Here is a 22,438-nt window from a genome sequence, read left to right as displayed (position 1 = left end):
AGTGAAACGCGGTAGCGCCGATGGTAGTGTGGCATTCGCCATGCGAGAGTAGGACACTGCCAGGCACCCAACACGAAGAACCCCGCTCGATGAGCGGGGTTTTTTATTGCCTGACGTTCTGTGCTTCAGCACCGATTTGCTGATGGTTCAGAGGATGCCCAGGTCATCTGCCCCAGATAAATGGCCGATAGTTTACCCACTTGCTTACCTTTCTACTCTTCTACACTCTCCGCCAACCCTGATCGCCCCTGGCTATGCCTCCTGCCTATGTTCACTATTGCCGTAACGGGGGAGTGACAAGGCGGGCTGGATCCATAGACTGTGAGTTTCATCGGCAAGGGAGCTGTGTATGTTGGGGATCCACGATCTGGCGTTGTTTATCGTTTCTGGCCTGCTGTTGAACATGATGCCGGGGCCGGACTCCCTGCTCATCATGCTGCGCAGTGGCTCGCAAGGCTGGCGAGCGGGCTCGGTGGCCGCACTGGGCATAGGAACGGGCACCATGGTGCATGTGCTGGCGGCGGCGCTGGGGCTGTCTGCGCTGCTGAGTGCCTCTGCCGAGCTGTTCGCCGTCATCAAGCTGATGGGGGCGCTCTATCTGGTCTATCTGGGGATTTCTCTGCTCAGGCAAGGTGCAAGCTCATCCGTTGCGAGCGAGCCCGCGGTATCGCTGTCTGCGCTCTCTTATGGGCGCATCTTCCGGCAGGGGTTGCTCACCAATGTCCTCAACCCCAAGGTAGCGCTCTTCTTCCTCGCCTTTGTGCCTCAGTTCATCGCCCCCGATGCGCCGCAGAAGGCGCTGGCGTTTATCGTGCTGGGCTGCATCTTCAACCTCAACGGGATGATCTGGTGCCACCTGCTGGCCTTCTCGACCGCCTATGCGAGTCGCAAGGTGCGCCTGCCTGTCCGGCTGGGACGCTGGCTCAATCGCCTGATGGGGGGGCTGTTCGTGGGGCTCGGCATCAAGCTGGCCGCGGAGTAAGACGCTGTCAGGAACGTCGGCCATAGAAAAAGGCGTATCCCATCGCTGGGATACGCCCTTATCTGCACTGCAGCAGGATGACTGGAATCAGTTCATGCCGTAGCGCTTGAGTTTCTTGCGCAGGGTGCCACGGTTGATGCCCATCATCACGGCGGCGCGAGTCTGGTTACCACGGGTGTACTGCATGATCACGTCCAGCATGGGGGCTTCGACTTCGGAGAGAACCATATCGTACAGATCAATCACTTCCTGACCGTTCAACTGGGCCAGGTAGTTACGCAGGGCCTGTTGCACAGAGTCACGCAGGGGGCGCTGGGTCGGCTCGGCAGCGTGATTGTGAGTAGTTGTTACCAATGCATCAGAAGTCAGGGTTTGTTCGAACATATTCGGTCGGCTCTTTAGTTATGCGTTAACCTAATCCATCGAAATACATTTCAAGCGCGTTCAACTGTGCGTCTGCACAATCCAGGGCATTGAAGTGCTTACGGAATTCTCGGCCCGTCTCTTCTTCATCCAGATACCAGCCCACGTGTTTACGGGCAATGCGCGCTCCCAGATATGCACCGTAAAACTGGTGCAGGTTGGTAACATGCTCGTTCATCAGGGTGCGAACCTCTTCCCTGTCGGGAGGCGGCTGCTTGGTGCCCGTCTCAAGAAAATGACGGATTTCCCGGAAAATCCAGGGTCGTCCTTGCGCAGCACGGCCGATCATCACGGCGTCGACGCCGGTATAGTCGAGGACATACCGGGCCTTCTCCGGGCTGTCTATGTCGCCATTGGCGACAACAGGAATCGATACGGCCTGCTTAATCGCCCTGATAGTGTCGTATTCCGCTTCGCCCTTGTAGAGGCAGGAGCGGGTACGACCATGCACGGCAAGGGCCGCGATACCGCAATCTTCGGCGATTCGGGCGATCTCCTCGCCATTGCGGTTATCCGGATCCCATCCTGTGCGGATCTTCAAGGTGACAGGTACCTCTACTGCATTCACCACGGCCTGGCAGATGGATCTGACCAGATCGGGTTGGCGCAGCAGGGCGGAGCCTGCCAACTTTTTATTCACTTTTTTTGCCGGACATCCCATGTTGATGTCGACGATCTGAGCGCCCTGCTCCACGTTGTAGCGGGCAGCAAACGCCATCATCTCGGGGTCGGCTCCGGCAATCTGGACCGATCGCAGTCCGGTTTCGGCAGAGTGGCCCATTCTCATCCTGGTTTTCTGGGTATCCCAGACATCCGGGTTGGCCAGCAGCATCTCGGAAACGGCCATGCCTGCTCCCAAACGTAAACAAAGTTCACGAAATGGTCGGTCTGTAACACCGGCCATGGGGGCCACGATCAAGGGAGTTTCAAGCGTGTGGGGACCTATCTGCATTCCACGGTTACCATCGGCTTAGGGCGGCGTATATTACGCATTTTTTAGTCAGGAGAAAAGGTTAGTATTTGAGCGTCAGCCATTTTTTTCTGAAAAAAACGTCGCGCCAAGGCTTGCAAATTCAGGAGTGCTTGAAAATCAGACATATTGTCTGGGACCATGGTCAGGGTCAAATGAGTGAGAGACTCGGTGATTTGGCAGTCTCTTTCCGGCGCCTGTTTACGCTATGATAGCGAGCCTGAATCGAGCAAAGGCTCCACACAATTTTATTACAAACATAAATTGGGGATGTATGACGTCAAGGTTCATCAAATTGCTCTGCCCGGGCCTGCTGGGAGCCATGCTGGGCTCGGCACAGGCGCAGACCGTCAGCTTCACCGAGGCCTGGAGCCGGGTCATCCAGCAGGATGACGGCCTGGCGGCGGAGCAGGCCGGGGTGGCGCGGGCAGAGCAGCTGCGCGAGGCGGCCAAGGGCATGTACCTGCCCAAGGTGGATGTGGGGGCCAGCTATACCCACCTCGATCAGCCGATGGAGCTGGACATGCTGGATCTGAACCCCATCGCCAATCACCCGGAATTCGGCAAGGTGCTGGGCCCCGTCATGCAGGCGCTCAACCTCAGCCCCAGCGACTTCGTCACTCCCCTCACCAAGCAGAACGTGGTGACCAGCTCGATCAAGATGCTGTGGCCCCTCTTCACCGGCGGGCGCATCGATGCGGCCCAGGACATCCGCCAGGCGCAGGTGAGCGAGGCGCAGCAGTTGCTGGTACTCAAGCAGCAGTCCACCTTCGAGAGCCTCTCCCAGACTTACTTCGGCGTGGTGCTGGCGGCCCAGGTGGTGCAGACCAAGCAGGAGATCGAGCAGGGGCTGGCCCACCACCTGGATCATGCCAAAAAGCTCGAAGCCCAGGGCCAGATAGCCAAGGTCGAGCGACTCTCCGCCCAGTCGGCCTATGACAGGGCACGCATCGATACCCAGAAGGCGCGGCGCAGCCTGGAGATAGCCCAGCTGGCCCTCGGCCACATGCTCAAGCTCAAGCAGGCGGAGCCCAACACCCGGCTCTTCATCAACGAGGGGATGCCGCAGCTCACCCCCTTCGTGGAGGAGACCCTGGCGGTGCACCCCGGCCTCAAGTTGCTGGCGGCCAAGAAGGAGCAGGCCCAGGGCATGATCAAGCTGGAGAAGGGCAAATACGCCCCCGAGCTCTTCCTGTTTGGCAACTACAACCTCTATGAAGATGACTCCATCGTGTCCAAGACCACGCCGGACTGGCTGGTCGGGGTCGGGGTCAGCATGCCGCTGGTGAGCCGCGACGGCCGCTCCGAGACGGTGCAGGCGGCCAAGAGTGCCGAGCTGCAGGTCAATCTGCTGCAGGCCAAGACCCGCCAGGATCTGGAGCTGCTGGTCGAGAAGACCTGGCGCGAGGCGGCGCAGGGGCTGGAGGAGTATCATGCCCTCTCCTCGACCCAGGCCCTTGCGGAGGAGAACGTGCGGCTGCGGGACAAGGCATTCGGCCAGGGACTCTCCACCTCCCTGGATGTGGTGGATGCCCAGAGCCAGCTGGCCGGGGTCAAGACCCAGCGCGCCGCCGCAGCCTACCAATACGTGGTCTCCCTGGCCCGCCTGCTGGCACTCTCGGGGCAGATGAACAGTTTCAATCAATATCAGCATGGTCAGGCGATAGAGGTGAATTCATGACTTCGACCCAGCAGGTCCATCTGTCCATCACTGTGTCGACCGCCAAGGGTCGCCCTTTTGTCGAGGTGAATTCATGAGTCATCCCCCCATCAAGAAGAAGATGAGCCAGGGCAAGCCTTGGTTGCTGCCACTTGCCCTGGTGCTGCTGGTCATCTGGCTGGGCTGGCGTTTCTGGCTGGCCTATCAGCCGGAGCCGGTGCGCCTGCAGGGCCAGATTGAGGCGCAGCAGTACTCTGTCTCCTCCAAGGTGGCGGGGCGCATCGACGAGGTGCTGGTGAAGAAGGGAGATCAACTGGCCAAGGGTCAGCTGGCGTTCACCCTGGCGAGCCCCGAGATCGAGGCCAAGCTGAGCCAGGCCAAGGCTGGTCAGGCGGCCGCTGGTGCCATGGCGCAGGAGGCCGAGAAGGGAGCGCGGGCCCAGCAGATAGCCGCGGCCAAGGATCAGTGGCAGCAAGCCAAGGCGGCCGCCCTGCTTCGTGGCAAGACCTATGAGCGTATCGCCAGCCTGCATCGGGACGGCGTCATGCCGCTGCAAAAGCGTGACGAGGCCTGGACGGCCTGGCAGGCGGCCAAATACAGCGAAGGCATGGCCTGGCAGCAATATCAGATGACCCTGGAAGGGGCGCGGGAGGAGACCAAGGTCGCGGCGCGGGAGCAGGCCAAGATGGCGGCAGGCGGGGTGGCCGAGGTCGAGGCCTATCTGGCGGACACTCGCATCGCCAGCCCGCACGAGGGGGAAGTCGCCCAGGTGCTGCTGCGCAGCGGCGAGCTGGCGCCCCAGGGCTTCCCTGTGGTGACCCTGCTCGACATGAAAGATGCCTGGGCCCAGTTCCATGTGCGCGAGGATCTGCTGCCCCGTTTCCCGGTCGGCACCGAGTTTGATGCCCGCATCCCGGGCCTTGGCGATCAGACGGTGCGCTTCAAGGTGTCCCATGTGGCCGCGATGGGGGATTTCGCTACCTGGCGAGCCACAGACACCCGTCAGGGGTTCGACATGAAGAGCTTCCAGGTGGAGGCGCGCCCCTTGCAACCGGTTGAGGGATTGCGGGTTGGCATGAGCGTGCTGGTCGAACTCTGATGGGACGCGAATGGCGGCTGCTGTGGCAAGATCCCTTCAGCCGGGCCCTGACCAGCTGGATCCCGCTGCTGCTGATCGGGCTCTTGTGCTGGATCTTCTCGGCGGGGTTGGCGCGCGATCTCAAGGTGGGTCTGGTGGATCTGGATCGCAGCACCCTCTCCCGCCAGCTTGCCTTCTCCCTCGATGGCTCGGCCGGGCTCAAGATAGCGCAGCAGTTTGACACCATAGACGAGGGTGCCAGGGCCCTGCGTGGAGGGGATATCTATGCCCTGGTGGTGATCCCCAACCACCTGGAGCGGGATGCCCGGGAGGGCACCCAGCCCAGGGTGACAGTGTTCAACAACGGCCAGTTCATCCTGATCGCCAAGCTGGTCAACGCAGCCCTGGCCCAGGTGGTGGGGACCCTCAACGGCCAGGTGGGCGTGCTGGCGGCCATGGCCGACGGCAAGGCGCTGCCCGGAGCGCTGGGGCAATCCGTGCCCATAGCGAGCCAGGTGACGGCGCTCTACAACATCAACTCCAGCTACGCCCAGTTTCTGCTGAGTGCCCTGCTGCCCGCGGTGTGGCAGATCCTGGTGGTGCTCTATGGCCTCAATGCCCTGGCCCGCACCGATCGACTCGGCCTGGACTGGACCACCAGAGGGGTCTGGTTCGGCCTCTGGCGCACCCTGTTGCCCCATGTGCTCATCGGGTGGGGGTGGGGGCTGGCGTGGAGCCTGCTGCTGTTCAAGGCGCTGGGTTATCCCATGCAGGGGAGCTGGCTGGTGCTGACGTTGGGTCTGGGGCTGGCCTCGGCTGCCTGTGTCAGCATGGGAGCCTTCTTCTACTGCATCATCCGGGATCCGGCCCGGGCGCTCTCCCTGGCGGGCGCCTACACGGCGCCTGGGTTCGCCTTCATGGGGGTCACCTTCCCGGTCAGCGCCATGGGGGATGTGGCCCAGTTCTGGCGCAGCCTGCTGCCCATCTCCCACTATGTCGAACTGCAGATAGGCCAGACCAACTACGGCCAGCCGCTGACGGCGGCCCTGCCCCAGTTCGGCGCCCTGCTGCTGTTCCTGCTGCCGCTGCTGCTGGTCGTGCGGCGCTATCAACCCCAGGCCCATGCTGCCCGCCAGCTGGCCACCAAGGAGCCTGAATCATGATGGGTTTCTGGGATCTGGTGCGTCTCGAGTTGCGCACCCTGCTGGCGGACAGGGCCATCATGCTGACCCTGTTTGGCGGCGTCTTCTTCTACTCCTTCCTCTATCCGCAGCCCTATCTGCATCAGTTGCCTCGCGAAGAGGCTGTGGTGGTGGTCAACGACGACGGCAGCCAGCTCTCCCGTCAGCTGGAGTTCATGGCCGATGCGACACCCCAGGTGAAACTGGTGGCTCGGGTCGACAGCCTGACACAGGCGCGGGAGTGGATGCTGACCGGCAAGGCGAGCGGCATACTGCACATTCCCCGTCACTTCTACCGGGATCTGATGCTGGGCAAGAGCGTTACCCTGGGTTATGCCGGCGACGCCTCTTACTTCCTGGTCTACGGTACCATAGCCGAGGGGCTGGCCCAGGCCGGAGGCACCCTGGCAGCTCAGGTCAAGGTGGCCCGGCTGCTGAGCCACGGCGAGGCGCTGCCCCAGGCGGCCATGGGCTGGAATGCGGTCGGGCTCAACGTGGTGCCTGTGTTCAACCCGTCCATGGGCTATGTGAACTACGTGGTGCCGGCGGTCTTCGTGCTGATCCTGCACCAGGTGCTGCTGATGGGCACCGGCATTCTGGGGGCGACCCAGAACCAGCGGAGCGGGCGAGGGGAGCACGGCTATTGGCAGCAGGCGCCCGTGCTGGCGTTGCTGCTGGCCCGCACCCTGGTGGTGGGGGGGCTGTTCGTGCTGCCGGTGACCTACTTCTTCGGCTTCTGCTTCGACCACTACGGCATAGCCCGCACCGCAGAGCCGGCCGCCTTGTGGCTGTTCACCTTGCCCTTCCTGCTGGCCACCACCTGGCTCGGGGTGGTGCTGGGGGCCCTGTTTACCCGTCGCGACCTGCCGACCCAGGTAGTGCTCATCTCCTCGCTGCCGCTGGTCTTCCTCGCCGGCTTCATCTGGCCGCTGGAGCTGATCCCGACCCCCCTCAACTGGCTGGCCCAGTGGGTGCCGAGCACGCCGGCCATAGAGGGATTCCTGCGCCTGAACCAGATGGAGGCCGAGTTCAGCCAGGTGTCGCGCTACTGGTGGCAACTCTGGGGGCTGGCACTGCTTCATGGCGGCCTCGCCTGCCTGCTGCTGCGCTGGCGTCAGCGGTCGCTGCCGGTTGCCAACCCGGTAGCAAGCGATACGGCCGCCAGCCAGGCGAGATAACGCGGCGGCTAGAGAGGGTGAAACGGTCAGCCCAAGGGCTGACCGTTTTTTTATGCGCTGGCTTGGGTTGTGGGTGGGTCAGGCGCGATGGAGCTCGGGATCGCCGATGGCGTAGACCTGCCCCAGCGCAGCCTCGTCGGCCAGCAGGCGCAGCCCATGGGCGGCCACATCGGCGCGGCGCACCAGTCCGTGCACCTCCTTGCCCTGGCTCAGCTCGGCACGGCCGGTGGCCTCCCCATCCTGCAAGCCGGCCGGCCTAAGGATGGTCCAGTCGAGTGCGCTGGTCTGCAGCCAGCTCTCCGCCAGGCTCTTCAAGCGCACCTCGTGACCAAACGCCGCCCTGGCCCGCTCGGGTAGGTATTGCCAGCTGTCGCCGCAGCCGAGGGAGGTCACCAGCAGCAGGTGGGTGAGCCCGGTCTGCTCCATGGCGTCGATGACGTGGCGATTGCCCTGATAATCCACTGGTTGCGGCTGACGGAAGCTGCCGAGGGTAGAGACGACCCGGGCACCCGGGCCCGCTTGCGCGCAAGCCTGCTGCACGGCGGCCGAGTCCAGCGCATCCCCTTCGATGGCTTCGACTCCCAGGGCGCGCAGCTCGGCGGCCATCGCCGGGTTACGGACCAGGGCCAGGACCCTGTGACCCTGGCGCAGGGCGTGTTCGGTGAAGGCGCGGCCCAGCCCGCGGGTGGCTCCGAAGATGAGTGTGGTTGGCATTGTGCTGCTCCCTGTGGCGAAAGGGTCAGCCTAAAGGGTTGGCACGGCGCTGTAAATGAGAGTTGTTTTTATTTAAGGCGGGGGAATGCGGCGAGCCCGGGCCAGTGGCCGGGCTCGCACAGGATCAGCCGTTGTAGTGGCCTATGCTGGGGCGACGACTGGGGCCGCTCAGGTGGATATCCACCGGGTTGAACGCCTTGATCGCCTCGAAGCTGAAGTCACCTATGGCCTGATGCAGGCTCTGGGGACTGTGGTTGGTGATGATGATGACGCTCTTTGAGAGGTTGCGGCGGCGGCGCAGCAGGTGGCCAAGGAAGCTGGACTGGCTCTCCGCCATCTTGGCGCGGTTGGCTGCCACTTCGTCGATGATCAGCAGGTCCACCTCTTCCAGGGCGCGGCGGTACTGGTTGCGCTCCTCCTGATCCTGGATGACGTTGAAGAAGAGCCTGTCCACGATGGAGGCCCACTGCTGGAAGATCACCGATTTCTGATGGCGCTCGATCAGCTCGTGGGCCACGGCGCCCGCCAGGGTGGACTTGCCGGTGCCGTAGTCGCCATAGATGAGCATGCAGCCACCGCCGCTCTTCTCCCAATGCTCGAAGCCGCTGATGAAGTAGCGGGCAGTCTCTATGGGGTATTGCAGCGCGGGGTCGCCGGCATCCATCTTCTCGAAGATCCAGTCCGGGTTGAGGTCGGCCTGGGCGATCAGCTTCTGGATCCGCTCCTGGCGCGCCGCCTTCTGCAGTTCGCGCACCTCGGCATTGGCCTTGGCGTCGTACTCCTTGCGCAGAGTCTCGTAGTCGTACTGGCCACCGCCGGTCTGGGCCTGCAGGCGACGGATGCGCTCGAGCAGACCGCCCACGTGCTGGCTCAGCTCGGGATCGTGCACGCGATGGTCCTGTTTGGCCTTGGCGATCCTGCGGCGCTTGGCCTCGATCTCTTCCAGCTCCTGGCGCAGCGGGTCGTGCGGATCTGTCATGGAATACTCCTTCTGCTGGGGCTGGGGTGGCAAGGGGTTAATAGTGCCTGCTGCGGGCATCCGGGATCAATCATTGTCCGGCTCCTCGGTCTGGGCCAGCCGCTTGGCGGCCTCGATCATCTCCTGCGCCCGCTTGCTCGGCCCCGAATCGACGGGGGCCGGGGTGACCTGCTGATAACCGGCCACCTCGGTCGGCTGGCGCCTTGTGTATCGCCGGCTCTTGAGGGTCCGGATGAACTTCAGCATCCACTGATGCTGGGAGTCGAACACCTCGGGGCGACCCAGCCAGTAGGCGATGAACTCCCCCAGATCCTCTTCGCTGTAGCTGGCATCGATCACCCCGCACAGGCGGGCGAGGGCGGGCAGCTCTTCATCCGGCCGCCAGTGCAGATGCATCTGGAACGGCCGCTCCGGCAGCGGGCTGCGCACCCGCTGGCTCAGCAGGGGCAACTGGAAGGGACACTGATGGTAGTGCTCACTGTCCGCCTGTGCCTCGACCTGCAACAATTCGGCCTCCATCAGCTCATCGAGCAGCTCGGTGAGCTGGCGGGCATTGACCTGATAGCAGAACCCGCTGGGATTGCCCGGATCGACCACCGCCAGGGCGCGCCCGAGTTCGGGATAGTTGAGCCTGGGCAGCCGATTCTCCAGCACCAGCCGGCGCAGCTGCAGGGTATAGAGGCTGCGTGCCGGGTGGGAGAGTCTGGGATGGGCGAGGGCGCTGTATTCGGCTGGCGTCATGGTCTGCTTCACGATCTGGAGTGGGGGGCATTATCCCTCATGGCGGGGTCGCATACAATTCACAGTGCCCATGGATGGCTGCCTGATGATGCCGCGGTGCCCCTTCATCCCGTGGTGAATGGGGCGCAGCCCTCCCGTTTGGCAGGGAAGCGGCATAAATTGCTGACAAAATAATCAGTCCATTTCAAATGCTTGGATGGCTGACTGGCCATTTGAAGGGGCTGCCCGGCAATATTGGGTGGCGAGATGGCGCTCCCATGATCTAGGCTTAGTGCTCAAATAACCGTTTGACTAATAAGAGCTTTGTCAAGATGTCAAAAGCCGGACTACGGATCTTGGTGGTGGAGGATGAAGCGGTTTTTCGCCACTCGCTGGTCACTTATCTCGAGCATGATGGGGCCTGTGTCTTTCAGGCCGAAGATGGAATCGAAGGGCTCTCGGCAGCCGCACTCTATCACCCCGATATCGTGTTATGCGATCTGAACATGCCCAACATGGATGGGCATGAGGTGATCGCCTGCCTCGCGGCCCGCTACCCCGAGGTGCCTGTCATCGTCATCTCGGGTCAGGACCAGATGGCCGCCATCGAGCGGGCGTTGCGGGCGGGGGCGAGCGACTTCTTCATCAAGCCGGTGGATGACTATGGCCAGATCCGGCGCAGCATAGATCAGTGCCTGACGAGCAACGCCCACCAGAGCCAGCAACTGGAGCTGATGGAGCACATCGACTTCTTCCGGGCCCACGATCTGGCGTCCAGCCGCCTGCTGGCCTGGCTGGCACCACCTGGCATGCAGGAGTGGGGGCCCTGGCAGGTGACATTCGCCGGCATGGGCAATCTGTTCATTCCCGACACCTTCAAGCTGGACGACAAGCTGCTGGTGCTGGTGATGGAGCTGCCCATCCTGGGGGTGGATGCCGCCTTCTGCGGCGCCCTGGTGCGCTCCTTGATGAACGGGCCCTATCGCCAATACCAGCAGCAGGAGAGCCAGCTGCTGACCCAGCCCCACAGGTTGCTCGACTACCTCAATCTGCAACTGCTGGAGTCGGGTCTGCGCCACTCCTTTTCCATGGCGGCATTGCTGTTCGATCAGGAAGACGGACTGGTGTTTGCCAATGCGGGCCTCACCTCCCCCCACTGGCTGATGCGCTCGGGGGGATTGCCGCTCGGGCTGATGCGCAGCAGTCGCTATGGGTTGCACAAGCGCAGCTGGCACGAGCCCTTCGAGCTGCAGTTTCGCAGCGACAACGGCAGCGCCCTGAAGATGCAGGTTCGTCATCACTGAGGCCGCGCTTTAGAGCCGAAACAAACAGGGCGCCCATTGGGCGCCCTGTTTGTGTTGTGCTGTCCGGACCGATTAGACGGCGGCGGATTGCAGCTTCTTGTCGTGCTCGTCGGCTTCTTTGGCGGGGCCTTCGGCGCCGTGCATCCAGTAGACCAGGCGGTTCGCCATGGTCAGCAGGATCAGGGCGCTGATCACGGCGGCCAGGGCGATGCCACCGAAGATGGCGATCGGGCCCGCTTCACCGACGAAGGAGCCGATGAAACCGGCGGCATAGTTGGCCAGGGCGACGAAGCCGAACCAGGCACCCATCATCAGGGACGCCAGGCGCAGCGGTGCCAGCTTGGTGACCATGGAGAGGCCGATGGGGGAGAGGCAGAGCTCGCCCAGGGTGTGGAACAGGTAGGCACCGACCAGCCAGAACATGGAGGTCTTGACCGCCTGATCGCCGCCTTGCTCCAGCACGGCACCGATCATGAAGAGGAAGCCGACGGCCAAGAACAGCAGACCCATGGCGAATTTCACCGGGGAGTTCGGTTCCTTGCTGCCGAGCTTGATCCAGATGGCGGCCACGATCGGGGCGAGCGTGATGATGAAGAAGGGGTTCAGGGACTGGAACCAGGCGGTCGGCACTTCGAAGCTGCCGATCATGCGGTCGGTATATTCCTGTGCATACAGGTTCATCAGACCACCGGCCTGCTCGAAACCGGCCCAGAAGATGATGGTGAACAGACCCAGCACCAGGATGACCTTGATGCGATCCACTTCCTGCTTGGTCAGCGGGGCCTTCTGCTCCTTGGAGCGCTGCTCTGCGGCGCGCTGGGCAGCCGGCACGCGGCCGATGTCGCCGAGGAAGCGCTGGGCCATGGTGGCTTGCACCACCAGAGAGAGCAGCATGCCGATACCGGCGCTGACGAAGGCAGCTTGCCAGCCGTAGGCGGTGGCGGCGGCACCACAGATCACCCCTGCCAGCAGGGAGCCCAGGTTGATGCCCATGTAGAAGATGGTGAAGGCACCGTCACGACGGTGGTCACCTTCCTGATACAGGTCGCCCACCATGGTGGAGATGTTCGGTTTGAACAGACCGTTACCCAGGATCAGCAAGCCAAGGCCCGCGTAGAAGACGGTGTTGACCATGTCAGGGAACATGGCGTGGGGCAGGGCCAGGGTAAACTGACCCGCGGCCATGAAGATGGCACCGATCAGGATGGCGCGGCGTTGACCGAGGAAGGTATCGGCCAGCCAGCCCCCGATGATCGGGGTGATGTAGACCAGACCGGTATAGATGCCATACAGCTTGAGGGCGTCGGCCTGGGTCCAGCCCATGCCGCCGTTGGCCGTCATGTCAGTCAGATAGAGGACGAGCACGGCACGCATGCCGTAGTAGGAGAATCTCTCCCAGAGTTCGGTACTAAAGAGCAAAAAGAGCCCTTTAGGGTGACCTAAAAAGGTCCCTTTGGACGGGTTATTCATTGGAACTTCCACCTGTGTCTTATATTTTTTTAGAAATTTTATGCAAGGGCTAGGAACAAGCCATATTCCTTATAAAACAAGCAGGATTGAATTACAACGAGAGCTTTTGACGATATTTTATCTATCAATGGTTGAATTTTTGTTTATAAAATGAAAATGGGCATCGAATGATGCCCAGTCTTTTATTCTGTATGTTGTGTGAATTTTCAGCAATTACAACTGTTTGACGAACTGCTTGAGCCAGGCGGTAAATTCGCCGTCCAGTTCGCGGTGGCGCACCGCATATTCCACGTTGGCCTTCATGTAACCCAGCTTGCTGCCGCAATCGTGGCTGCGACCCTTCATGAAGTAGGCATTGACCTGCTCCTTCTCCATCAGCATGGCGATGGCATCGGTCAGCTGGATCTCGTCACCCGCCCCGGCGGGGGTCTTCTCCAGCAGGGGCCAGATGTTTGCGGAGAGCACATAGCGGCCGACCACGGCCAGGTTGGAGGGTGCCTCGTCGCGCGGCGGCTTCTCGACGATGGCCTGCATCGGCAGCGACATGCCGGCGCTCAGGGCCTCGCCCTTGATGTCGGCGATGCCGTATTTGTCCACTTCGCTCTCGGGGACGGCTTCCACCATGATCTGGCTGATCTGGTCCGCCTCGAACATGTGCACCATCTCGGCCAGGTTGTCCTGCTTGAGATCGCTCGCCACCTCGTCGATCAGCACGTCAGGCAGCAGCACGGCGAAGGGGTGATCCCCGATCAGCGGGCGGGCGCACAGCACCGCATGGCCCAGGCCCTTGGCCTCGCCCTGGCGCACGTGCATGATGGTGACGTCCTTCGGGCAGATGTGTTGCACCTCTTCCAGCAGTTGGCGCTTGACCCGCTTCTCCAGGGTCGCCTCCAGCTCGAAGCTCTTGTCGAAATGGTTCTCGATGGAGTTCTTGCTGGAGTGGGTCACCAGGATGATCTCCTTGATGCCGGCGGCGATGGCCTCGCGCACCACATACTGGATCAGCGGCTTGTCGACCACCGGCAGCATCTCTTTGGGGATGGCCTTGGTGGCGGGCAGCATGCGGGTACCCAGACCGGCAACGGGGAGGACGGCCTTGCGAACAACGAGCGGTGTCTTTTTCATGGAATGAGTCCGAGGATACTAAGTGCGCTCATGATACCCGAAGAAAAATAGGGCAGCCACAGGCCGCCCTCAGGATGACAGGGATTCAAACCGGTTACTTGACGATAATCATGTCCCGGTTCGCATCCAGGGTGGCGGGCCCTATGCCGCTCACCTCCGCCAGCTGATCCACCGAGGTGAACTTGCCCTGCTTCTCGCGGTAATCGACGATGGCTTGCGCCTTCTTCTCGCCAATACCCTTCAGCGCCGCGAGTTCATCGGCACTGGCGGTATTGAGATTGATCTTGCCGGCCTCCTTGGCGCTGGTGGCCACGGTGGCCGGCTTGGCAGCCGGCTTGTCGGCGGCGAGCACTGGCTGACTCAACAGGGGCAGACAACCCAGCAGCAGGGCGGCGATCAGAGTCTTTCGGTTCATTGCGTCACTTCCTTATGAAACCGCCTTAATGGCACATTTATCATTAGTCGTATTGCGCCACTTTTTGTCTGTCAGAACTAGCAAGGAATAACTCAGGCAAATCGGCTATAAGCTGGATACCTCCTCCTCAGTTACACTGGCTAACCATTTGAGCGAGATGTCTTTTCTATGTTCTTACCCGCCATTTCCGCACTGGAGCCCATCGCCCGCGCCGCCGGTGACGCCATCCTGGCCATCTACCGTCAGCCCTTCGCGGTGGAGTACAAGCAGGACGAGAGTCCGCTCACCGCCGCCGATCAGGGAGCGCACGAGGTGATCGTGCAGGCGCTGGCCCGCTTGACGCCGGATATCCCCGTGCTGTCGGAAGAGTCGGACGCCGAGACGATGCAGGCGCGGCGCGGCTGGTCCCGCTACTGGCTGGTGGATCCGCTGGATGGCACCAAGGAGTTTGTCTCCCGCAACGGCGAGTTCACCGTGAACATTGCGCTGATCGAGGAGGGCAGGCCGGTCTGGGGACTGGTCTATGCCCCTGTGCTGGACAAGCTCTGGTATGGCGGCAAGGGAGTCGGGGCCTGGCGTGTTGCCGATGGCAAGCATGAAGCCATTCAGACCCGCCCCTATAAGGAGGGTGAAGCGTGGCGCGTGGTGGGCAGTCGCAACCACCTGTCGCAGGCCACCCTCGACTATCTGGCACCGTTTGGCGAGATAGAGCTGGTCTCCATGGGCAGCTCACTCAAGTTCTGCATCATCGCCGAAGGGGGCGCCGAGCTCTATCCGCGCCTCGCCCCTACCTGCGAGTGGGACACGGCGGCGGCGCAGGCGGTGCTGGAAGGAGCGGGGGGCAGCGTGACCCAGCTCGATGGCTCAGCGCTTGCCTACAACAAGCCGGATATCCTCAACCCCTGGTTTGTGGCGCGGGCTTGATTGCCGTCGCCAGGGCGTGCAGATGTAAAAAGGCCGGACAGTGTCCGGCCTTTTGCATTCTCGCGCTCAACATGATGCGAACCGGGCGCGGTTCAGAACACCTTCTTGAACGGCTTGATGGTCACCTTGGCATAGACGCCAGCCGCCACATAAGGGTCGGCATCGGCCCAGGCCTTGGCGTCGGCCTGGCTGGAGAATTCGGCGATGACTGTGCTGCCGGTGAAGCCCGCATCGGCCGGGTCCTCGGCATCTATGGCTGGATTGGGGCCGGCCGTCAGCAGGCGCCCCTCATCCTGCAGCGCCTGCAGACGGGCGAGGTGGGCAGGGCGAGCCAGCTTGCGCTGGGGCAGGCTGCCGGCGACATCTTCGGAGTAGATGAGATACCACATGAGAGGGTCCTTTTCTGATTGCGGTTATTTTTTCTGCTCTGCTTTTTGCTCGGCCGGCATGTGGCGATAGAGGTAGACGCCGCTCAGCAGGGTGAACACCAGCGTCATGCCCAGCAGGCCGAAGACCTTGAAGTTGACCCACATCTCCTGGGAGAGGTTGAAGGCCACGTAGAGGTTGAGCAGGCCGCAGAGGGCGAAGAAGCCGACCCAGCCGAGGTTGACCTTGTCCCAGACGCGGTCGGGGGCTTGCAGCTCCTTGGCCAGCATCTGCTTGATGAGATTCTTGCCAAAGCCGTAGCGGCTGATGAGCAGGGCCAGGGCAAAGAGTGCATTGATGACGGTCACCTTCCATTTGATGAAGGTGTCGTCGTGGAAGAAGACGGTGAGGCCGCCGAAGAAACCGACCAGCAGGAAGGTAAACAGCTGCATCTTCTCGACCTTGCGATACCGCACCCAGCTGTAGAGCAGCTGGAGACCGGTGACCACCACCAGGGCGCCGGTGGCGGTGTAGATGTCGTAGAACTTGTAGACCGCGAAGAAGACGATCAGGGGAATGAATTCAATAAACTGCTTCATGCTGGGCTCTAACCTCAAAATTTCACTCAGTGTACCTGCCCGTTAGGCAACGGCAAATGAATAAGACCGTTCATTTAATATGCAGTTCCCCGCTGCGGGGTCGCCACCCTAAGGATGGCACTTGCTGTCCTATGCCACAGATCCCGGTTGTTCTGCCTGGTCGAACAGCTGGCTGGCAACGAGGCTGCCGAGTCGCAGCTGGTCATCCAGCAAGCCGCGGATATGGCGCTCCTCGATGAGAGGATTGAGCAGGACGGCGCGCAGCAGGGTGAGCGGCTGTGCGCCGTAGCGGCTCACCGCCCGCTGGGTGCGGGAGACGAAGCTGTGCCCCTCGGCGCGCTGGGCCTTTTGCAACGCCACGTTGAAGGCGTTGATCTGCTCGTTGGCCGCCTCGTCCAGGGCCTTGCCCTGCAGGTGAGGCGGAATGCAGCGATAGGAGAGCAGGTTCATCACGGGGGCCGACATCAGCTCGAAGGCGGGGTGGGCATCGATGAGCTCAGCCATCCGCCGTGCCCTGTCGTAATTGGCGTCGATAAGCTGGGCATAGCCCTGCTGGCCCAGCAGCTGGAAGGCGGCATCCAGATAGAGCGCGTTGGCGGGACGGGTGCCCTCCAGGGTGAAGCGGCCCTGATCGAAGGAGCTGGCGCGAATGGCGTAGGGGGCCTCCCGCTTCACCGTCATCATCAGATCCGGCTGGCGGCAGAGCAGCATGCCGGTACCGAGCGGCACCAGCAGCTGCTTGTGGCCGTCCAGGGTCACGGTATCGGCCTGCGCTATGCCATCCAGCAAGCCCTGATAGCGGGGGGAAAACAGGGTAGGGCCGCCCCAGGCGGCATCCACGTGAAAGTGGATCTGCTCGCGCCTGGCGATGGCGGCGAGTTCGGGCAGGGGATCGATGGAGCCGAAGTCCGTGCTGCCGGCGACCCCCACCAGGGCCAGCACCTTGAGCTTTTGCTCCCGGCATCGAACCAGCGCATGCTCGAGGGCCGAGAGGCAGAGCCGGTTGTCGGCATCCGTCTCGAGACGCCAGACGCGGCAAGCCCCCAGCCCCAGCAGATCCATCCCCTTGTCGAAGGAGTAGTGCATCAGCCGGGACCCCAGGATCACGGCGCCACGGTAGCCCTGCTCGTAGAGGGAAAACAGATCGTCGCCACAGGCCCGGTTGCGGGCCAGCCAGAGGGCGGTGACGTTGGCTATGGTGCCACCGCTGGTCATGACCCCGAGGGCGGCATCCTTGGCATGCATCTGCACCTCGTAAAAGCCGTCGTCCTCCCGATAGACGAGGCGGTGCAGCTTGGCCAGCACCTCCCGCTCCAGGAAGCTGAGCAGGCGGGAGGACTCCATCTTCATCGGATTCTGGTTGAGCATCACCAGCAGCCGGGAGAGCTCGGCGGTGAAGGCCGGCAGGGGCGCCGTCATGTGTCCCATGTAGTGGGGCGAGGTGAGATGGGAGGCACCGGGTACCAGGGCGGCGAGACGCGTGAGGTACTCTGTCGTGCTTATGCCGCTGGCGGGCATGGACGACTGATCGAGCTGATGGACGAAACTGTCGCGCTGATAGGGGGCCTGACTGTCATCCGAGTGATGGAAGGTCTCCAGCAGGGCCGTCATGGCCTGGCCGAAGTCAGGATCCGGTTGTGTAAACAGTTCAGTCAGCTTCATCAGGTTCTCCAGACCAGCCTGTCGGGCAGAAAGTACCGGGCGCTTGCCATGCCGGACAGACACGGCCATCTGCGCGGGTGGCGTCGGCCGCAGAGCATACACCAAAGGGGCGGGGGGAACAGCCACCTCCTGACGGCGGGACTCCTCCTGGCCTGCCCCCTTTTATTTTGAGCTAACACTTGTAGCCTGAAACGTCGGCCGCTAGAGTGGATCGGGTTTTGGCTGGAGGTGGTGATGACGGATGTGACTGGGTATTCCCCACGGGAAGAGTGGGCCAATCGTCTCAGCCACGGGCTGGGGTTGCTGCTGGGGATCATCGGCCTGATCCTGCTGCTGCACAAGGGCTGGGATCAGGGTCCCCAGGCCTTGCTGAGCTACGCCCTCTACGGCACCAGCCTGGTGCTGCTCTATCTTGCCTCGACCCTCTACCACAGCATGGGATCGGCGGTGGCCAGACGCCGGTGCAAGCTGCTTGACCACTGCGCCATCTATCTGCTGATCGCCGGCACCTACACCCCCTTCCTGCTGGTGGCGCTCGATACCCCGCTGGCGCGGGGCTTGATGGTGGTGATCTGGGGGCTGGCCCTGGCCGGGGTGGTATTCAAGCTCCTGTTCATCAACCGCTTCAAGCGTCTGTCACTGTTCACCTATCTGATGCTGGGCTGGCTGTCCCTGGTGGTCGTCTATCAGCTTTATCTCCATCTGGATGGCACCGGGCTCCTGCTGCTGGGGCTTGGCGGGCTTATCTACAGCCTCGGCACCCTCTTCTACATGGCCAGGCAGATCCCCTACAACCACGCCATCTGGCATCTGTTCGTGCTGGGCGGGAGCCTCTGCCACTTTGTGGCCATCTATGGCCATGTCGCCTGATTAACCCTTAATTGGTATTTTTGCACCCATGAAAGCCTGAATTCGTGCGGCATCCCACAGTTGCCCCCTTCGTTTGCTGACAAGCTAGGGTCAGTTCAGCTTGGAAAGGATGCAAAAATGAGTGAGATCGCGCTTTCCATCAGCATGTTGTCGCTGGTGGCGGTGCTGGGACTCTGGCTGGGAAACTGGCGAGTCTATGGCGTTGGTTTGGGGATTGGCGGTGTGCTGTTCGGCGGCATCATAGTGGGGCATTTTGCCGGGCTCTCCGGCCTGAAGCTGGATGAGCAAACACTTCATTTTATTCAAGAATTTGGTCTGATCCTGTTTGTCTACACCATAGGCATCCAGGTCGGTCCCGGCTTCTTCTCTTCTCTGCGCAGCTCGGGGCTCAAGCTCAATGGCTTCGCCGCCCTGCTGGTGCTGCTCGGCTGCGTGGTGGCCGCGGCGCTGCACCAGCTGTTCGACGTGCCGCTGCCGGTGATCCTCGGGGTCTTCTCCGGTGCCGTGACCAACACCCCTTCGCTGGGGGCGGGCCAGCAGATCCTGGCCGAGCTTGGGGCGGATCCGGGCTCCACCGGCCTGATGGGGATGGGCTATGCGGTGGCCTACCCGTTCGGGATCTGCGGGATCCTGCTCACCATGTGGCTCATTCGCATGTTCTTTCACGTCAAGATCGACGAAGAAGCAGCCGCGTTCGAGCAACAGGCGGGCAAGACCAAGGAGAGCCTGCAGACAATCAATATCGCGGTGCGCAACCCCAACATGCACGGCCTGATGCTTCGCGAGATCCCGAGCCTGGACGAGGCCGATGTCATCTGCTCCCGCCTCAAGCGCGGTGACGAACTGATGGTGCCCAAGCCCGACTCGCGCATAGAGCTCGGCGATCTGCTGCACCTGGTGGGAGAGCGCCACGCCCTGCACAAGGTGCTGCTGGTACTCGGAGAGGAGGTGGATACCTCACTCTCCACTCGGGGAACGGATCTGCGGGTCGAGCGGGTGGTGGTCACCAACGAGCAGGTGCTCGGCAAACGGATCCGGGATCTCGACATCAAGCAGAAATACGATGTGGTCATCTCGCGTCTGAACCGGGCCGGCATCGAGCTGGTCCCGACCAGCCAGACCAGCCTGCAGTTTGGCGACATCCTGAACCTGGTGGGGCGGCTAGATGCCATCGAGGCCGTAACCAGCGTGGTCGGCAACGTCCAGCAGAAACTGCAGCAGGTGCAGATGCTGCCGGTCTTCATCGGCATTGGATTGGGGGTATTGCTCGGCTCCATTCCCTTCTACCTGCCGGGCTTCCCGGCGGCCCTCAAACTGGGTCTGGCGGGCGGCCCCCTGGTGGTGGCCCTCATCCTGTCGCGCATCGGCAGCATCGGCAAGCTCTACTGGTTCATGCCGCCGAGCGCCAACCTGGCGCTGCGGGAGATAGGCATAGTGCTGTTCCTGGCGGTGGTGGGGTTCAAGTCAGGGGCCGGCTTCATCGACACCCTGATCAACGGGGATGGTCCTGCCTGGATGATGTATGGCGTGGCCATCACCCTGATCCCGCTGCTGGTGGTCGGGGTGCTGGCGCGCCACTATGGCAAGGTCAATTACCTCACCCTGTGCGGTCTGCTGGCCGGCTCCATGACGGATCCTCCCGCCCTGGCCTTCGCCAACGGCATGCACCCCACCAGTGGCGCCAGCGCCCTGTCATACGCGACCGTCTACCCCCTGGTGATGTTCCTGCGGATCATCTCTCCCCAGCTGCTGGCCATCCTGCTCTGGGCCGGGGCCTGAGTCGACGTGAAATGGGAGCCAATAAGGCTCCCATCTTGATGCTGCCATTTTTGATGATATTGATTTAACTAATTTTATTACCCTTCAAACACCCTTCGTTTTCGGCGCGAATCCAAGCCTCATTTCGGTCTGTTCGTTCGATTTTTCTCACTGGTATCTGGTCGTACTAACGGGCACATTGGAGGCTGGAAATCTATGCCCATTGATATTTCAGGAGAAACCATGAGCAGCAAGAGCATCGTACTGGATCAGGATGTCGTCGTTACCCAATTGCAAGGCAAAGTCTATCTGGTTGCCGCTGACGGGAGCCAGACGCTTCTTTCTGAAGGCGATGTGCTGCCCAGGGATGCCCTATTGCTCGCTCCTGAGGGGGCCAGCTTCCAGGGGGGCGAGACCACCTTCACCCTGAGCCCGAGCAACACTCCCGACTCTGAAGAGCCCCAGCTGGCACGGCAGGGGCAGGGGAATGTACCTGACGACATCGCCGCCCTGCAGCAGGCGATTCTGGCGGGGACTGATCCTACCCAGGCATTTGAAGCGTCGGCGGCGGGCGGGGCACCCGCTGCGGGCAACGTGGGCGGCGTTGCGGGTGCCAGCGGCAACGGCGGCTTCATCACCATCGACAGAACCGGTGATGCCACCATCTCAACCGCCGGCTTTGATTCCGCCAATCCGGACGATCCCGCTCCGCTTGCCGAAGCGCAGGATGACGAGGATGAGCTCCTCGATCTTGCCGCTCCCACCATCACGGTATCTGCGCCGGACAACGTCAACGACAGCACCCCGACCCTCACCGGAACCACGGATGCCGCTCCCGGCAGCACTGTGACCCTGGTGGTGACCGACGCCAACGGCAACCAGCAGACCCTGATCACCACTGTCAATCCGGATGGCAGCTTCAGCGTGGATGTGGAGACCCCTCTGCCGGACGGCGGCTATGACGTGACCGCCAGCGTGACCGATCCTGCCGGCAATACCGGCACCGCCACCGACGATGGCAGCGTCGACACCACGGCGCCTTCCGTCACTGTGACTGCGCCGGACAACACCAGCGACAGTACCCCGACCATCACGGGCACCACAAATGCCGCCCCTGGCAGCACAGTCACCCTGGTGGTGACCGACGTCAATGGCAACCAGCAGACCCTGACGGCCACAGTTCAGCCGGATGGGACTTACAGCTCGAATGTGATTACGCCATTGCCGGATGGCGGTTACGAGGTGACTGCCAGCGTGACCGATCCTGCCGGCAACACGGGCACAGCCGCCGATGATGGCAGCGTGGACACCACGGCCAACATCACGGTGAGCCTGGATGACGTGAACGCTGACAATGTGGCCGACGCGCCCATCAGCGGCACCTCCGATGTCGGCCCGGGTCGCACCGTGACCCTGGTGATCACCGATGCCAAGGGTGACAGCGTGACCGTCGACGCGATCACCGATGCCGACGGCAACTACCGCACCACCGCAGACCTGAGCGGGTTGGCGGATGGCAACCTGACCGTGGTGGCCAGCGTCACCGACGCGGCGGGCAACCCGGCCAGCGCCACCGACGACACCAGCTTGTTGGACACCACGGCGCCGGTGGACCTCGCCATCACGCTGGATGCCAGCATCACCGCCGACGACGTCATCAACGCCGCCGAAGTGGGTCAGCAGATCCCGGTGAGCGGCACCGTGACCGGCGAGTTCAACGAAGGTGACACCGTCACCCTGACCGTCAATGGCAAGCCGTTCACCGGCCCGGTGGACGCCGATGGCCGCTTCACCATCCTGGTGGCGGGCAGCGACCTGGCGGCCGATGGCAACAAGACCATCGACGCCAGCGTGACCAGCACCGACGCGGCGGGCAACAGCGCCACCGCGACCGACAGCGAAGGCTACAGCGTGGACACCACGGCTCCTACAGTGGTGGTGAATCTGGTTGACGAACAGCTCACCGTGGGCGAGACCAGCGCGGTGACCTTCACCTTCAGCGAGAAGGTGACCGGTTTCGAGCTGGACGACCTGGATGTCGTCGGCGGCACCGTGACCGG

General features: G+C 62.3%; 21 protein-coding genes. 10 read left to right on the top strand and 11 right to left on the bottom strand.

Annotation, left to right across the window (positions count from 1 at the left end):
* Positions 1-349: 349 nt before the first annotated feature.
* Entirely contained in the window at positions 350-982 is a 633-nt protein-coding gene (locus tag AC3WR3_RS20535) for a LysE family translocator (protein WP_492293283.1), read from the top strand.
* Between the two features lie 87 nt (positions 983-1,069).
* On the opposite strand, the gene fis is transcribed toward AC3WR3_RS20535, so the two are convergent.
* Together fis and dusB are read right to left on the bottom strand one after the other, a co-directional pair.
* A complete protein-coding gene (gene fis / locus AC3WR3_RS20530) occupies positions 1,070-1,366 on the bottom strand; it encodes a DNA-binding transcriptional regulator Fis (RefSeq protein ID WP_005309538.1) in 297 nt (98 codons plus the stop codon).
* A 25-nt stretch (positions 1,367-1,391) separates the two neighbouring features.
* On the bottom strand, positions 1,392-2,357 hold the full coding sequence (gene dusB, locus AC3WR3_RS20525; protein WP_492293280.1) for a tRNA dihydrouridine synthase DusB: 966 nt from the start codon (positions 2,355-2,357) through the stop codon (positions 1,392-1,394).
* A gap of 292 nt (positions 2,358-2,649) precedes the next feature.
* Here dusB and AC3WR3_RS20520 point away from each other — a divergent pair, with 292 nt between their 5' ends.
* The 4 genes from AC3WR3_RS20520 (at position 2,650) to AC3WR3_RS20505 (ending at position 7,472) form a co-directional block, all read left to right on the top strand.
* Positions 2,650-4,056 carry a TolC family protein gene (locus AC3WR3_RS20520; RefSeq protein ID WP_492293278.1) on the top strand — a complete coding sequence of 469 codons (1,407 nt, stop codon included), beginning with the start codon at positions 2,650-2,652 and terminating at the stop codon, positions 4,054-4,056.
* 73 nt (positions 4,057-4,129) lie between these two features.
* Positions 4,130-5,134 carry an HlyD family secretion protein gene (locus AC3WR3_RS20515; protein ID WP_202046660.1) on the top strand — a complete coding sequence of 335 codons (1,005 nt, stop codon included), beginning with the start codon at positions 4,130-4,132 and terminating at the stop codon, positions 5,132-5,134.
* Complete coding sequence (locus AC3WR3_RS20510) at positions 5,134-6,276, top strand: ABC transporter permease (RefSeq protein ID WP_492293276.1); 1,143 nt, start codon at positions 5,134-5,136, stop codon at positions 6,274-6,276. The genes AC3WR3_RS20515 and AC3WR3_RS20510 overlap by 1 nt, the downstream gene beginning before the upstream one ends.
* Positions 6,273-7,472: an ABC transporter permease gene (locus AC3WR3_RS20505; RefSeq protein ID WP_427232367.1), complete on the top strand. Its 1,200-nt coding sequence runs from the start codon at positions 6,273-6,275 to the stop codon at positions 7,470-7,472. The genes AC3WR3_RS20510 and AC3WR3_RS20505 overlap by 4 nt, the downstream gene beginning before the upstream one ends.
* Before the next feature lie 78 nt (positions 7,473-7,550).
* On the opposite strand, the gene AC3WR3_RS20500 is transcribed toward AC3WR3_RS20505, so the two are convergent.
* From AC3WR3_RS20500 to AC3WR3_RS20490, 3 genes are all read right to left on the bottom strand, one after another.
* Positions 7,551-8,186: an SDR family oxidoreductase gene (locus tag AC3WR3_RS20500; RefSeq protein ID WP_492293274.1), complete on the bottom strand. Its 636-nt coding sequence runs from the start codon at positions 8,184-8,186 to the stop codon at positions 7,551-7,553.
* 124 nt (positions 8,187-8,310) lie between these two features.
* Positions 8,311-9,165, bottom strand: coding sequence for a DnaA ATPase domain-containing protein (locus tag AC3WR3_RS20495; protein ID WP_043133064.1), 855 nt, complete (start codon positions 9,163-9,165; stop codon positions 8,311-8,313).
* 66 nt (positions 9,166-9,231) lie between these two features.
* Complete coding sequence (locus AC3WR3_RS20490; RefSeq protein WP_139439629.1) at positions 9,232-9,906, bottom strand: DnaT-like ssDNA-binding domain-containing protein; 675 nt, start codon at positions 9,904-9,906, stop codon at positions 9,232-9,234.
* 311 nt (positions 9,907-10,217) lie between these two features.
* On the opposite strand from AC3WR3_RS20490, the gene AC3WR3_RS20485 reads away from it, so the two are divergent.
* Complete coding sequence (locus AC3WR3_RS20485; protein WP_234570412.1) at positions 10,218-11,189, top strand: response regulator; 972 nt, start codon at positions 10,218-10,220, stop codon at positions 11,187-11,189.
* A gap of 72 nt (positions 11,190-11,261) precedes the next feature.
* On the opposite strand, the gene AC3WR3_RS20480 is transcribed toward AC3WR3_RS20485, so the two are convergent.
* The 3 genes from AC3WR3_RS20480 to AC3WR3_RS20470 form a co-directional block, all read right to left on the bottom strand.
* Complete coding sequence (locus AC3WR3_RS20480; RefSeq protein ID WP_202046654.1) at positions 11,262-12,659, bottom strand: peptide MFS transporter; 1,398 nt, start codon at positions 12,657-12,659, stop codon at positions 11,262-11,264.
* A gap of 213 nt (positions 12,660-12,872) precedes the next feature.
* Positions 12,873-13,784, bottom strand: a complete 912-nt coding sequence (gene galU / locus AC3WR3_RS20475; protein ID WP_139439632.1) for a UTP--glucose-1-phosphate uridylyltransferase GalU — start codon at positions 13,782-13,784, stop codon at positions 12,873-12,875.
* Between the two features lie 94 nt (positions 13,785-13,878).
* Positions 13,879-14,199 carry a ComEA family DNA-binding protein gene (locus AC3WR3_RS20470; RefSeq protein WP_492293270.1) on the bottom strand — a complete coding sequence of 107 codons (321 nt, stop codon included), beginning with the start codon at positions 14,197-14,199 and terminating at the stop codon, positions 13,879-13,881.
* 168 nt (positions 14,200-14,367) lie between these two features.
* Between AC3WR3_RS20470 and cysQ the strand changes: the two genes are divergently transcribed.
* A complete protein-coding gene (gene cysQ, locus AC3WR3_RS20465; RefSeq protein WP_429110813.1) occupies positions 14,368-15,123 on the top strand; it encodes a 3'(2'),5'-bisphosphate nucleotidase CysQ in 756 nt (251 codons plus the stop codon).
* 92 nt (positions 15,124-15,215) lie between these two features.
* Here cysQ and AC3WR3_RS20460 read toward each other — a convergent pair whose 3' ends face one another.
* From AC3WR3_RS20460 to AC3WR3_RS20450, 3 genes are all read right to left on the bottom strand, one after another.
* The gene (locus AC3WR3_RS20460) at positions 15,216-15,512 is read right to left on the bottom strand and encodes a YciI family protein (RefSeq protein WP_139745320.1); all 297 of its coding nucleotides are present in this window, start codon (positions 15,510-15,512) and stop codon (positions 15,216-15,218) included.
* Positions 15,513-15,536: 24 nt separating this feature from the next.
* Complete coding sequence (locus tag AC3WR3_RS20455) at positions 15,537-16,088, bottom strand: septation protein A (protein ID WP_247625609.1); 552 nt, start codon at positions 16,086-16,088, stop codon at positions 15,537-15,539.
* 129 nt (positions 16,089-16,217) lie between these two features.
* Entirely contained in the window at positions 16,218-17,750 is a 1,533-nt protein-coding gene (locus tag AC3WR3_RS20450; RefSeq protein WP_492293267.1) for an aminotransferase class V-fold PLP-dependent enzyme, read from the bottom strand.
* Between the two features lie 234 nt (positions 17,751-17,984).
* On the opposite strand from AC3WR3_RS20450, the gene trhA reads away from it, so the two are divergent.
* The 3 genes from trhA to AC3WR3_RS20435 all read left to right on the top strand — a co-directional run.
* On the top strand, positions 17,985-18,620 hold the full coding sequence (trhA, locus tag AC3WR3_RS20445; RefSeq protein WP_492293266.1) for a PAQR family membrane homeostasis protein TrhA: 636 nt from the start codon (positions 17,985-17,987) through the stop codon (positions 18,618-18,620).
* A 117-nt stretch (positions 18,621-18,737) separates the two neighbouring features.
* Positions 18,738-20,399: a putative transporter gene (locus AC3WR3_RS20440; protein ID WP_139439639.1), complete on the top strand. Its 1,662-nt coding sequence runs from the start codon at positions 18,738-18,740 to the stop codon at positions 20,397-20,399.
* Between the two features lie 222 nt (positions 20,400-20,621).
* A partial coding sequence (locus tag AC3WR3_RS20435; RefSeq protein WP_492293264.1) for a retention module-containing protein occupies positions 20,622-22,438 on the top strand: 1,817 nt, incomplete at its 3' end.

The sequence above is a fragment of the Aeromonas sp. EU05-FHT14A05 genome (assembly GCF_058791175.1).
Note: the sequence above shows the minus strand (reverse complement) of the source record. Positions and strands in the feature narration are given on the sequence as shown.

Excerpts from the sequence above, each read along its gene's own strand:
- AC3WR3_RS20495 (WP_043133064.1), bottom strand. The coding sequence starts at position 9,165 with ATGACAGATCCGCACGACCCGCTGCGCCAGGAGCTGGAAGAGATCGAG.
- cysQ (WP_429110813.1), top strand. The coding sequence starts at position 14,368 with ATGTTCTTACCCGCCATTTCCGCACTGGAGCCCATCGCCCGCGCCGCC.
- AC3WR3_RS20510 (WP_492293276.1), top strand. The coding sequence starts at position 5,134 with ATGGGACGCGAATGGCGGCTGCTGTGGCAAGATCCCTTCAGCCGGGCC.
- AC3WR3_RS20500 (WP_492293274.1), bottom strand. The coding sequence starts at position 8,186 with ATGCCAACCACACTCATCTTCGGAGCCACCCGCGGGCTGGGCCGCGCC.
- AC3WR3_RS20505 (WP_427232367.1), top strand. The coding sequence starts at position 6,273 with ATGATGGGTTTCTGGGATCTGGTGCGTCTCGAGTTGCGCACCCTGCTG.
- AC3WR3_RS20480 (WP_202046654.1), bottom strand. The coding sequence starts at position 12,659 with ATGAATAACCCGTCCAAAGGGACCTTTTTAGGTCACCCTAAAGGGCTC.
- AC3WR3_RS20535 (WP_492293283.1), top strand. The coding sequence starts at position 350 with ATGTTGGGGATCCACGATCTGGCGTTGTTTATCGTTTCTGGCCTGCTG.
- AC3WR3_RS20485 (WP_234570412.1), top strand. The coding sequence starts at position 10,218 with ATGTCAAAAGCCGGACTACGGATCTTGGTGGTGGAGGATGAAGCGGTT.
- trhA (WP_492293266.1), top strand. The coding sequence starts at position 17,985 with ATGACGGATGTGACTGGGTATTCCCCACGGGAAGAGTGGGCCAATCGT.
- galU (WP_139439632.1), bottom strand. The coding sequence starts at position 13,784 with ATGAAAAAGACACCGCTCGTTGTTCGCAAGGCCGTCCTCCCCGTTGCC.
- AC3WR3_RS20520 (WP_492293278.1), top strand. The coding sequence starts at position 2,650 with ATGACGTCAAGGTTCATCAAATTGCTCTGCCCGGGCCTGCTGGGAGCC.
- AC3WR3_RS20515 (WP_202046660.1), top strand. The coding sequence starts at position 4,130 with ATGAGTCATCCCCCCATCAAGAAGAAGATGAGCCAGGGCAAGCCTTGG.
- AC3WR3_RS20470 (WP_492293270.1), bottom strand. The coding sequence starts at position 14,199 with ATGAACCGAAAGACTCTGATCGCCGCCCTGCTGCTGGGTTGTCTGCCC.
- AC3WR3_RS20450 (WP_492293267.1), bottom strand. The coding sequence starts at position 17,750 with ATGAAGCTGACTGAACTGTTTACACAACCGGATCCTGACTTCGGCCAG.
- AC3WR3_RS20440 (WP_139439639.1), top strand. The coding sequence starts at position 18,738 with ATGAGTGAGATCGCGCTTTCCATCAGCATGTTGTCGCTGGTGGCGGTG.
- fis (WP_005309538.1), bottom strand. The coding sequence starts at position 1,366 with ATGTTCGAACAAACCCTGACTTCTGATGCATTGGTAACAACTACTCAC.
- AC3WR3_RS20490 (WP_139439629.1), bottom strand. The coding sequence starts at position 9,906 with ATGACGCCAGCCGAATACAGCGCCCTCGCCCATCCCAGACTCTCCCAC.
- AC3WR3_RS20460 (WP_139745320.1), bottom strand. The coding sequence starts at position 15,512 with ATGTGGTATCTCATCTACTCCGAAGATGTCGCCGGCAGCCTGCCCCAG.
- dusB (WP_492293280.1), bottom strand. The coding sequence starts at position 2,357 with ATGCAGATAGGTCCCCACACGCTTGAAACTCCCTTGATCGTGGCCCCC.
- AC3WR3_RS20455 (WP_247625609.1), bottom strand. The coding sequence starts at position 16,088 with ATGAAGCAGTTTATTGAATTCATTCCCCTGATCGTCTTCTTCGCGGTC.